The sequence below is a fragment of the Streptomyces sp. NPDC025618 genome (assembly GCF_055558795.1).
Window position 1 is genome coordinate 50,497 of the sequence record NZ_JBVHLW010000005.1, and the last position, 11,476, is coordinate 61,972.

At 73.5% G+C, this 11,476-nt stretch carries 9 protein-coding genes; 1 reads left to right on the forward strand and 8 read right to left on the reverse strand.

Annotated features, from left to right (window positions below):
• Window positions 1-9 precede the first annotated feature (9 nt).
• The 8 genes from ACZ4A5_RS07235 to ACZ4A5_RS07270 form a co-directional block, all read right to left on the reverse strand.
• Entirely contained in the window at window positions 10-846 is an 837-nt protein-coding gene (locus ACZ4A5_RS07235; RefSeq protein WP_467579278.1) for an endo alpha-1,4 polygalactosaminidase, read from the reverse strand.
• Entirely contained in the window at window positions 843-1,532 is a 690-nt protein-coding gene (locus ACZ4A5_RS07240; RefSeq protein WP_467579281.1) for a spherulation-specific family 4 protein, read from the reverse strand. Before ACZ4A5_RS07240 ends, ACZ4A5_RS07235 begins: the two co-directional genes overlap by 4 nt.
• Window positions 1,529-2,431 (reverse strand): NAD-dependent epimerase/dehydratase family protein, encoded by a 903-nt coding sequence (locus ACZ4A5_RS07245; RefSeq protein ID WP_467579284.1) that lies wholly within the window; start codon window positions 2,429-2,431, stop codon window positions 1,529-1,531. The genes ACZ4A5_RS07240 and ACZ4A5_RS07245 overlap by 4 nt, the downstream gene beginning before the upstream one ends.
• 9 nt (window positions 2,432-2,440) lie before the next feature.
• Entirely contained in the window at window positions 2,441-3,154 is a 714-nt protein-coding gene (locus ACZ4A5_RS07250) for a nucleotidyltransferase family protein (protein ID WP_467579287.1), read from the reverse strand.
• A 51-nt stretch (window positions 3,155-3,205) separates the two neighbouring features.
• Window positions 3,206-4,213 (reverse strand): GDP-mannose 4,6-dehydratase, encoded by a 1,008-nt coding sequence (locus ACZ4A5_RS07255; protein ID WP_467579290.1) that lies wholly within the window; start codon window positions 4,211-4,213, stop codon window positions 3,206-3,208.
• A 78-nt stretch (window positions 4,214-4,291) separates the two neighbouring features.
• Complete coding sequence (locus ACZ4A5_RS07260) at window positions 4,292-5,749, reverse strand: hypothetical protein (protein ID WP_467579293.1); 1,458 nt, start codon at window positions 5,747-5,749, stop codon at window positions 4,292-4,294.
• The gene (gene pelF / locus ACZ4A5_RS07265) at window positions 5,746-7,287 is read right to left on the reverse strand and encodes a GT4 family glycosyltransferase PelF (RefSeq protein WP_467579296.1); all 1,542 of its coding nucleotides are present in this window, start codon (window positions 7,285-7,287) and stop codon (window positions 5,746-5,748) included. Before pelF ends, ACZ4A5_RS07260 begins: the two co-directional genes overlap by 4 nt.
• A gap of 49 nt (window positions 7,288-7,336) precedes the next feature.
• Complete coding sequence (locus tag ACZ4A5_RS07270) at window positions 7,337-9,511, reverse strand: hypothetical protein (protein ID WP_467579299.1); 2,175 nt, start codon at window positions 9,509-9,511, stop codon at window positions 7,337-7,339.
• Window positions 9,512-10,355: 844 nt separating this feature from the next.
• Between ACZ4A5_RS07270 and ACZ4A5_RS07275 the strand changes: the two genes are divergently transcribed.
• A complete protein-coding gene (locus ACZ4A5_RS07275) occupies window positions 10,356-11,345 on the forward strand; it encodes an NAD-dependent epimerase/dehydratase family protein (protein WP_467579301.1) in 990 nt (329 codons plus the stop codon).
• The last annotated feature ends 131 nt before the right edge of the window (window positions 11,346-11,476 follow it).

Here is an 11,476-nt window from a genome sequence, read left to right on the forward strand (position 1 = left end):
GAGGGAACCTCAGCACGGCTGGCGCCACGCGTCCAGCGCCAGCCGTTTACGCATGGAGCTCAGGCCGAGGCTCTTCGCCTCGTGGCAGAAGTCGCCCGGGTCCAGCTCGTACTCCACGTGGAAGACCGCCTTCCCGCTCTTGACGAACGGCGTCAGCTCCTCGCACTCCTCGTACTGCGCGCACTGCTCGTTCACGGCGAAGTCGAAGTCGGAGACCAGCCGCGGGATCTGTTCGAGGTCGTTCTTCAGGCCGATGGCCAGGCCGCGGTCGTGGGCCAGTCGCGCGAGCATGCGGTTGAAGGCGAGCTGGTCGGCGGCCGTCAGGGGGAAGCCGGTGTGGTTGCGGTAGCCCTCCGTCAGATCCGGTTCGACCGCGTCGAAGCCCTTCTTGCGGCACATGTCGAAGCGGGCGGCCATGAGCGGGCGGAGGGTGTCGAGGCGGCGGATGTCCAGCCACTTCTCGCCCTTCCAGCCCTTGTTGCGGTCGCCGAGCAGTGTTTTCGGGAAGGCGCTCTGATCGGGCCGGAAGTCCTCCCACGCACCGGCGTTGATGTAGCAGATCACCTTCCGGCCGTGCGCGTGGAGGCGGTCCACGACCGCCGCGGAGTTCTCGAACCCGTCGATGTCGTAGACGGGGACGTCCACGCTCGTGTCGACCTTCCCGTCGAGCTGCCACTGCCAGCGGGTGCCGGGGCGGGGCTGCCAGCGGCCGGACGGCGGGCTCGCGGAGCGGCCGGACGGGCCCGTGTCGTCGTCCGGCTCCGCCTGCGGGGAGCCGTCGGACGAGCAGCCCGCGAGGACCAGCAGCAGCACCGCCGACAGCGCCGCCCACCAGGTGCGTCTCATCGCCCCTCCCCCGCGGTCGCGGCCGTCCGGGGCACGGCCTGCCAGGGGTTGGGCCCCTCGCCCGGCACGGCGCAGTGCACCGCGGCGCCTCGCCGCCCGGCGGTGCGCGCCACCTGCTCGGCGCACTCGGGAGGCACCCCGTGGACGAGGTGACAGAAGCGCTCCGGCGGATGGTCGGCGGTCCAGACCGGCACCTCCGCCCGCCGGTACGCCTCCCAGTCGCCCTCGAAGGTGACGAGCAGGTCGGCGAGTTGGGCGTAGCCGGGGTCGGGGTGCGTGCCGGGGTTGAGCACGGCCGTGCGCGCGCCCAGCGCCTTGGCGAGCAGCACCAGGCGGCGGTAGCGGGGCAGCAGCGCGGGGTGGGCCGCGGCCTGGTCGAGGAAGACCCCGTCGACCTCGTACCACCTGCGGTGGCGGCGGATGTCGGCGACGACCTCGCGGGCCGGCCGGTGGCCGTAGCCGGTGTCGGCGTAGCCGAACAGCGGGACGCCCGCGGCGCGCAGGCGCGCGGCCGCCGCCGTGAAGGCGGGGTCGGGGCGGTGCCCGGGCCCGTCGGCGACGTTGAGGACCACTCCGCGCAGCGCGGGCGCGGCCGCCTCCAGCGCGGCCCACGCGCCGGGGTCGGCGGCGGGGTGGACGTACAGCGGGACGAGCAGTCGGCGTCGTGCCGCGGCCGTACGGTTCATGGGGCGGACTCCGGCGGTCGGGCGGTCCCGTCCCAGAGGTCGGTGAGGGACTCTGCCAAGGGGCGGCGCGGCAGCCAGTGCAACGCGCGCGCGGCGAGCGTGATGTCCGCCTGCTGCCAGGGTACGGCGGCGGAGCGGTGCGAGCCGTCGCCGTCCTCGTCCAGCCGGCCGCGGAAGCCCGCGGCCCGGATGAGTCCCTCGGCGAGCTCGCGGGCCGAACGGGCGGTTCCGCTGCCGATGTTGACGACGGGCGGCAGTGGCCCGGGGGCGGTGGCGGCGCGGACGACGGCCTCGGCCACGTCACGAACGTCGACGAAGTCGCGGTGGGTGGAGAGGTCGCCGACCCGGACCCGGCCGTCGGGCCCGGCCCGGCGCAGCTCGGTGGCGAGCCGGCCGGGCAGCGAGGCGTCCGGGGCGCCGGGGCCGACGGGGTTGAACACCCGCAGGACCACGGCGTCGAGGCCGGATCCGGTGACCGCGAGCGTGCCCGCCAGCTTGCTGGCGCCGTAGAGCCCCACCGGGCGGGTGGGGCCGGTTTCGGCCAGCGGCGTACGGCCGTCGGTGGCGCCGTACTCGGCGGCGGAGCCGAGGTGGACCAGGCGCGCCCGGGGCGCGGCCGCGCGCAGTGCCTCGCAGAGGGCGGCGGGGCCGCGGGCGTTGGTCGCGGTGAGGGTCACGGGGCCGCCGCCGACCGCGCCGGCGCAGTTGACGACGGCGTCGGGGGCGGCGGTCCGCAGGGCGGCGGCGAGCCGGTCCGGGTCCGCGGTGGCCAGGTCGACGGTCAGCGCGGCATCCGGGCCGCGGCCGGCGTCGAGGACCTGCGCGCCCGGGAGGGCGCGCAGGCTTCTGGCGGCGTGCCGGCCCAGGAAGCCGGTGCCGCCGAGGACGAGAATGCGCATGCGAGCCGTTCACGCTCCCTTGATCAGCAGGTCGCGGTGCCCGGAGAACTCGCGGTTGGCCCGGTCGTAGTCGTCGGGACGGCCGATGTCGAGCCAGTAGCCGTCGAAGTCGTAGGCGTGCGGCGGGGTCCCCTCCTCCAGCATGTCGAGCACCAACTCGTCGAAGCCGAGCGGCAGTCCGGGGGTGTAGCGGGCCAGCGCCGCACGGGAGACGCCGTAGACGCCCATGGAGACGCGGTAGTCCATGCTCGGCTTCTCGGCGAAGCCGACGACGCGCCCGGCGTCGGTGGTGAGCACCCCGAAGTCGATGTTCACCTGACGGGCGTAGGTGGCGATCGTCAGCGGTGCGCCGGAGGCGACATGGGTGCGGTAGACGTCACCGAAGTCGAGGTCGGTGAGGATGTCGCCGTTCATGGCGAGGAAGTGCTCGGGCAGCCGGTCGAGCATGGTGAGCAGGGGGCCCATGGTGCCGAGAGGGCTCTCCTCGGTGGTGTAGTCGACCTTCATGCCCCATTGGGATCCGTCGCCGACATAGGCGCGGATGATGTGGCCGAGGTGGCCGATCGCGAGGGTGCAGCTGGTGAAGCCGGCGCCGGCGAGCTGGCGCAGCACGATCTCCAGGATCGCGTGCTCCTCGCCGATGGGCACGAGCGGCTTGGGGAGCGCCGTGGTGTACGGGCGCAGCCGGACGCCCTTGCCTCCGGCGAGTATGACTACGTGCATGATTGCCGTCCTCTCTGCGTGGGTGACGTCGGGTGGTGAGCGGCGGCCGGGTCAGACGTTGTAGATGCCGGCCTTGTAGCGGGCGAGGTTCCGCGGGTCGCGGAAGAAGTCGACGGTCGCGGCCAGGCCCTGCTGGAGCGTGTGCGCGGGGGCCCAGCCGGTGGCGGCGCGCAGCCTGGCCGCGTCGCAGACGAGCCGCATGACCTCCGAGTTCTCCGGCCGGACGCGCTCGGGGTCGGGGCGTACGTCCAGGTCGGTGTCCATGAGCTTGCCGATCAGGGACACCAGGTCCCCGATGGAGATCTCCTCGCCGGTACCGGAGTTGAAGGTGCGGCCGACGACGACGTCGGCGGGCGCGGTGCCGACGGCGAGGAAGGCGGCGACGGTGTCCTTGACGTAGCTGAAGTCGCGGGTGGGACGGAGGTCGCCGAGGGTGATGACGCGCTGTCCGGCGGCGACCTGGCCGATGACGGTGGGGATGACGGCGCGCATGGACTGCCGCGGCCCGAAGGTGTTGAACGGCCGCAGCGTGACCACGGGCACGCCGAAGCTGGCGTGGTAGCTGTCCGCGAGCCGGTCGCCGCCGGCCTTCGAGGCGGAGTACGGGGACTGGGTGTTGATGGGGTGGTCCTCGCTGATGGGCACGGTCTGCGCGGTGCCGTAGGTCTCGCTGGTGGAGGTGTGCACGAGGCGTGGGATGCCCAGGTGGCGTACGGCTTCGAGCACGTTGAGGGTGCCGGTGACGTTGGTCTCCACATAGCTGTGCGGGGCGAGGTAGGAGTACGGGATCGCGATCAGCGCGGCCAGGTGGTAGACGGCCTCGGTGCCGGTGACGAGCCCGGTGACGGAGCCGGGGTCGCGGACGTCGCCGAGGACGACGTCGACCTGCTCCAGCACGTCGCCGGGCAGCGTCTCCAGCCAGCCGTAGGAGGAGAAGGAGTTGTACTGCACCATGGCGCGGACCCGGTGGCCGGAGGCGACGAGTGCCTCGACGAGGTGCGAGCCGATGAAGCCTTCCGCGCCGGTGACGGCGACGGGTGCGGATGTGGACGCGGGCATGAGAGATCTCCCTTGTGACGGGCTGTGCGCGGGACCGGCCCGTGGTGGCGCCGTGCGGTGCTGGAGGTACGCGGTGCGTCAGCGGTGCGTGGTGAGGCGTCCGAGCCGCTGGGCCGAGACGGCCAGCAGGGCGGCGGCCGCGGCCGTACAGATGAGGAGCTGGACCGTGGGGGGAGTCGAGGCCCGCAGGGCCAGCGCGGCCGATTCGGCGCCGGCCGCGCCCAGGCACAGCAGCGCCGGGACCCAGGCGACGCCGAACGCCTGCAGCAGCAGCCCGGCCCACAGGACAGTGCCGAGGGCGAGCAGCCCGGCGAGCCGTACGGCGGTGACCGGCGGGCCGTCCGGCCAGAGCGCGCCGGTGGCCAGGGCGAGGACCGCGAGGACCGCGAGGTAGACGCTCGCGCAGAAGGCGAGCACGCGGACCCCGCCGGTCAGCAGTCCCCGCGGAGTGGTGGCGCGGGTGAGCGCGGCCAGGGCCATGCTCCGGCAGCGGTAGAGCAGCCATTCGGCGGCTCCCATGCTGAGGGTGAGCGCGATGACGGCGGCACCGGCCGTGCGGGCCCCGGGGCTGTGGCGCAGGACGTCCCCGAGCGCGGCGAGCGTGGTGAGCACACCGCAGCCCAGGCCGAACAGCCCGTACGGCAGTGAGGCCAGCGGTGACAGCGGGGGCGGCGGGGTGCCCGGGGCGCCGGTCTCCCGGGTGCGGAGGATCTCGTGCACCGCGGCGCCGGTCACGCCGGCGACGGTGGCGAGGAGCAGGGCGATCCGCACGGGGACGGGCAGGGGGACGGCGAGGAGCAGCGCTCCCCCGGCGGCGGTGGGCAGCAGGGTGAGCAGCAGGAGCCGCTCGCGGCCGAGGACGAGCAGGACGGTGGCCGCCGCGAGATAGACGGCCTGGCCCGCGGCGAAGGAGGTGACCCCGGCGCTGCGGGGTGCCGCCAGTGTCGCCGCGGTGGCGAGGAGGGCGCCGAGCGGCGCTCCCCACCGCAGGCAGCGCCCCGCGGCCGGGCGGCCCACGGCGAGCCGGAGGTAGGCGCGGTGGGCGAAGCCCTGGTTCCACGCCCAGGCCACGAGCGCGGAGAGCACGAGTCCGACGGTGCCCTGGGGCAGTCCGTAGCCGTCCCGGGCTCCGCCCATCAGCGGTGAGCCGAGGGCGTAGCCGAAACCGGGAAGGGTGAACACCAGGGCCCTGAGCAGGAATTGGGTGGGGTGCGCCCGCCAGGGATCGGGGCGGGGGCCGGGCTCGGGGTGGCTGCGGGGAACGCGTGCGTACAGCTCCGCCGCGAGCTCGAAGGCGTCGGCCCGGCCGTAGCGTTCGGTGATCTGTTCCCCGGTCAGCCCGTCGGCCTCCAGGACCGCCGCGATCTCGTCGGGGTGCACGGCGACGGCGCACACCTCGGCGAGCTCCTCGGCGAGTTCGTCGATCGGGTCTGCGGCCCACCGCGGCCGGGGTCTGGGGCGGCCGGACACCGGGGTGCCCGCGAGCTCGTGGGCGGGCTCGGGCTCGTCGGGCACCAGGCGGAGTAACCCGCTCATCCGGCGTCACCCGCCGCCATGGCCATGACCGGGACGGGAGCGGCTTCCTCGTGGGCGGGCCGCGGCTTGCGCCAGGCGCGCTCGACGGGCGGCCGGCCGACACCGGCGAGGTCGCGGTAGATGTCACGGAAGGCGCTGATCGTCTGGCGGAGGGTGAACTGTTCGATGACGCGGAGCCGGGCGGCCTCGCCCATGCGGGCGCGCAGGGCGTCGTCCCGCAGCAGCTTCAGTGCCGCCTTCGCCATGCTCTCGGGGTCGCGCGGCGGGACGACGAGCCCGGCGTCGCCGACGGCTTCGCAGACCCCGCCCACGTCGGTCGAGACCGTGGCCCGGCCGCAGGACATGGCCTCGATGAGGGTGAAGGGGAAGCCTTCGCTGATGCTGGAGAGCATCACCACATTGCCCGCGGCGTAGGCGTCGCGGATGTCCTCGACCCGGCCCTCGAAGACGACGGCCTCGCCGACACCGAGCTCGGCGGCGAGCTTCTCGCAGGCGGTGCGGTAGCCCTCCCCGCCGCGCGGGGTGCCGCCGAAGAGGCGCAGCCGCGCCTCGGGGATCTCGGCCCGGACGAGGGCGAACGCGCGGATCAGGGTCTCCAGGCCCTTGATCGGGTCGACGCGCCCGGCCCAGCTGAGGGTCGGGGTCTTCGGCTCCGGTCCAGCGGGCGGGAAGGCCGCCGGGTCGACGCCGTTGTAGACAGTGCGGATCCGGGCGGGCGGGGTGCCTCCGTGCTCCTCCCAGCGCCGGTTGTAGCGGTTGCCCGGGGTGACCAGCGCGGCGCACCGGTAACTCTCGATCGCGAGCAGCCGGAAGAAGCCCAGCAGCAGGGACTTGACCGGCCAGGTGTATGGCTCCGTACGGAAGCCGAGGTAGCGCTCCCGCAGATAGATGCCGTGCTCGGTGAGGAGGAAGGGTGTGCCGTGCCGGTGGTGGGCGACCAGGCCCGGCAGGGCAGCGAGCCCGCCGCTCACCGCGTGGGTGACGCCGCCGGGAGGCGGGTCGGCGGCGAGCGGGCGGAGCGCGTGTTCCAGCAGGTCGGTGGCGGTCAGCGCGTCGTGGAGCGTAGGGCGCGCGGCGGCGGTGGCGAGTCCGGGCCTGTTCCAGACGCGGACCAGGGTGCGGGCGGCGGCCTCGCCCCGCAGGGCGGGGGCGAGGGTGCCCGCCGCCGCATGGTCGGCCAGCCGGTAGAAGGCGCGCGGGAAGTGGTGCTCCTGCGCGGGGTCGAGGAGGGCCAACAGGAACTGTTCGTAGCAGGTGAGGAAGGAGCGCAGGGCCCGGCCGCGCGGGGCGCGGCCGGCCGGGGCCGGGCCCCACAGCGGGTGGGTCTCGACGCCGCGGACGTGGGAGGGGAGTTCCCAGGCGAGGGTCTCCCGGCCGGTGCCCGTCACCGCGATGACCCGGAAGTCGACGTCGGGCATGCCCTGCACCAACTGGTCGCACCACACGCTCACTCCGCCATGGCTGTGCGGGTAGGTCCCCTCGGTGAGCAGGGTCACCGAGGGAGTGTCGAATGCCGTTTCGGCAAGCGGTCCGTGCATGAAATTCGGTTTCTCCAGAAGTGGCGCGGCCTGAGGTGTCGGGGTGCGCTCAGCGGCGGGGGCCCTGTCCCGTGCCGTACGGCACGGGGCGGGCGACGCCCTGGGGGACCGACAGGCGGGCCGCCGGGTCCTGCACCCGGGCGGCGTGGGCCGTGGCATGCGTGGCCGCGGTGGTGGCGGTGGCGGGCAGGGTGAAGGAGAGCTGGGTCTGCCCGGCGGCGGGTGTGGCCCAGCCGGAGCGCGCTCCGGCGTACGCGGTGCCGAAGGGCGTGGTGGTCGCGCCCTTGACCTGCACGGTGCCCTCGGGAAGGGTCGCGGTGACCTCCACGCCGGCCGGCGCGCCGACGGTGACCGCGGAGCCGATGCGGTAGCCGGTGGCGCCGGAGGTGACCGCGGCCTTCCAGGCGGACCGCTTGCTCAGCTCCGTACCGATGTCCCGCATGCGGAGGTTGACGATCGGCGCGCTGTCGGCGTAGAGGCCCGCGTAGTCGGCGAGGGTCTTCTCCAGGGCCGCGTAACCGATGCGCTCCTCGGAGAGGTTGGACTGGTGCATGAAGTGCGGCCGCGGGTCGTTGGCGAGCACATGGCTGAGCGCGATCCGGCTCTCCAGCGGCACGATGTAGGAGCCGAAGCCCGTCTTCACGTCCAGCGGGCTCTTCAGGCAGGTCGTCACCTTGGAGTTCTCACAGGTGCCGCTGCCGCCGTCGGCCTTCTTGGTGTAGAGCCAGTTGTACTCGTCGGTCTCCTCGGCGGCGGTGCCGGTGTTGTAGAAGATGTTCATGGGGTAGCGGGGCACGGTGAGCGCGGAGCCGACCGGGCGCTGCTGCCGCTCGCGCGAGGTGTCGCTGCCGATCCAGCGGACGCCGTTCGCGGCCAGCACGGGCGCGAGGTTGGGGTTGTCGTCGGGCTGCTGCGGCGTCGTCCGCAGGCCGGAGTGCTCGCCGGTGACGAGCTCGTCCCGGTCGAGGGTGAGCCCTTGCCGGGCACCCCAGTTGAGGTTGTCGTTGATCTGACTGTTGATGGTCGCCCCGCTGACCCAGCGCACCTTGCCGAAGAGGTCGGTCTGGCACTTCCAGGGCACGACGGTGGTGTTCTGCTCGCAGCCCAGGAACGCGTGGGTGTAGGTGTGGTCGACCCAGCGGAAGGACTTCTGGTCCGCGACGAGCTGGTTCAGCAGCGGGTCGGGGGCCCCGCCGTGGTCCGCCTTGTACTCCTCGCTGCCGACGCCGTTGTAGAGCAGATCGAGCGGGAGTCCATGGCTCTGCGACCACTGCTTGGCGTACTGCGCGTCGGCGGCCGTCATCCGCAGCGAGGGGTGGTCGGGGGTGGGGTTGCCGGGGCAGTCGACGTCACCGGGGGTGCACTTGAGCTTGGTGTCCCAGCGGTCGTCGGAGGCGAAGACGTCGTCGACGTGCACGGCGAAGTAGTTGCGGGAGGCGCCGAGATGGACACCCTGGGTCAGCCACTCCACCATGCCGCGGGAGACCAGCCGGAACTGCTGCTGGTACTGGTTGTAGACGAAGGTGACGACCAGCTCGCTGCGGCCGTCGTGGGTGTACTGGCCGATGAGCGAACCGCGCCCCGTGCCGCCGGGTATGGGGGCGTCGAGGTAGCTGGTGTAGGTGGCGCCGTCGGCCTGCTTGGCCAGCGGGGCCGAGAGATAGCCCCAACTCTCGTTGACGCCGGGGTCGTTGTCCTCGAAGGGAACGTTTTTCCTGAGATAGCCGAACGGTCCGGCGCCCCCGCTCGCCGTCACCTGCGCGGTGGCGCCGTCGAGGGTGCCGCTGTAGCCGGCGTCCTGCGGGGTGTTGAGCCCCACAGCCGGGCGGGCATACGTGTAGGCGTCCACCTGGCGTATGCCGAAGCGCTTCTCGTACGACGCCAGCGCCGCCATCTCCGGCGAATTGGCCCCGAAGGGATTGTCGTTGGGCAGCACGACGCCCTGGAACTTGGCCCTGGGTCTGCCGTCGACGGTGTCGCTGAGGAACGCGTCGTCGATCCGGGGCCGCCCGGCGTCGTCGAGCGCCACGCTCGTGTACGGCGTGCCCGCGTCGTCGAGTTCGGCGCGTATCGCCTCGGTGGCGGGACCGCCGTCGTCGACGACGAGCACCCGTAGATCGATCCTCGCGGTGGTGTCCGCGGCATGCGCTCCCGTCACGGGAACGGCCACGGCCAGCAAGGCGCCCGCAGCCCAGGCTGCGGCAAGACGGGTCGGACGACCCATGATTTTCTCCCCCCAGAACGGCTTCGCGCACCCGGTGCGCGGCCGTCCGGTACGACGTGTGCGCGCAGGGCCGGACCCGGCACCACGGCACATCGATTGAGTCCCCGGAAACGGCCCCTGCGCGGTCGCGCCTCCCCACCCGACCGCCCGCTTCTCCTGCGCCCGGCGCGGACGCTGTGTCCGCCGCCGATGCCGTACGGCCGGAGCCGGTGCCGTACGACGGTGTCCATGGGCAGCGGGCACGGCGGCGCCCGGCCCTCGAGAGGCACCGATGCCTCACGACCGCCCAGCCATATAGTGCGCCATGGCCGAACGTCCCGCTGGCGCACTGCCGAGTAGCCCAGGAGCATGTGCCCGGCCGTTGTCCGGAATTGGACGCACCTCCGCGGGGCCCCCTGCCGGAGGGGCCGCCCCCGGTTCCGGCGGCCATCTCCGCGATGACCTGTGCCGACATTGGTACACACCGCTGCGGCGCGCGCCCTCTTCGCGCGGTGCCACAGAGGTGCCCCGGGGAATGAGGCGCCCCGAGATCGGCCTGATGATTTCTGTCCGACTTGCCCGTTGCACCCGCCGATTGCCGGATACATCACCCGCACGGTGCTCGCCGCCGACACCCCTTCCAAGATCGATCCCAAGCCGGGGAGGCAACCGGAAGGCGCGCCGCCCCCTCTAAGTAAGGTTGCCCTCAAATCCTTGGGGGAGGGATCAACTCCGCTCGATCGGCGGCTGGTTGAATGATGACCGGCGGATGACGGAAGGCGGCCCCCGGCCGTCTGCCGGCGGCAGATCCGCTCACGGCTGACGACGCTTCCGTCAACGCTCTTGAGCAGGCAGGGTTTCCCTCATGAGACTACTGATTCTGGGCGGAACGGAATTCGTGGGCCACGCCGTCACCGAGGCGGCCCTGGCCCGTGGCTGGGAGGTGACCGTCTTCCACCGCGGGCGGCACGCGGCGCCGGCCGGGGTGCGGGCGCTGCACGGCGACCGCACGGCACCGGACGGCCTGGCGGCCCTGGGCACGGGCGAGTGGGACGCGGTCGTCGACACCTGGTCGGCGGCGCCGACGGCCGTGCGCGACGCGGCGCGGGCCCTGGCGGGCCGGGCCGGGCGGTACGCCTACGTCTCGACCGGCTCCGTCTACACCTACCCCTCGCCGGACGGGCACGACGAGAGCCACCCCGTGGTCGACGGCTCGCCGGACGCCGACGCGGTGGACTACGCGAGGGACAAGCGCGGCGGGGAGCTCGCGGCGACGGCGGCCTTCGGCGACGACGCGTCGCTGCTGGTGCGCGCCGGGCTGATCCTCGGCCCCCGCGAGAACATCGGCCGGCTGCCGTGGTGGCTGAACCGGATCGCCCGCGGCGGGCCGGTCCTGGCGCCCGGGCCGCGTGACCTCCCCTTGCAGTTCATCGACGTGCGCGACCTCGCCACCTGGACGCTGGACGCCGTCGCGGAGGGGCTGTCCGGCCCGTACAACCTGATCGCCCCGCCGGGGCACACCACGACGGGCGCCCTGCTGGAGGCGTGCGTGCGCGCCACGGGCTCGGACGCCGAGCTGCGCTGGACCGACCCGGAGGCGATCCTCGCGGCGGGCGTCCAGCCGTGGACTGACCTTCCGGTGTGGGTGCCGCGCGGCGAGCTGTACGACACGCTGCACCGGGGGTCGGCGGCGAAGGCCCTGGCCGCGGGGCTGCGGTGCCGGCCCGCGGAGGAGACGGTGGCCGACACCTGGGCGTGGCTGCGGACGCTGGACGGCGTGGCACCGCGGCGCCCGGACCGCCCGGCACCCGGGCTGGACCCGGAGCTGGAGGCGAAGGTCCTGGGCACCGGCTGACCTCACGCGGTGCCGGGCGGGCCGGGCCCCGGCCCGGCCGGATCCGAGAAGAACCGGCTGCCTCCCCCCGCCCCCAGACGAAACCGGCTATCACAGGGGAAAACCTCCCCTATCTCCCCCTGCTCTTCCTA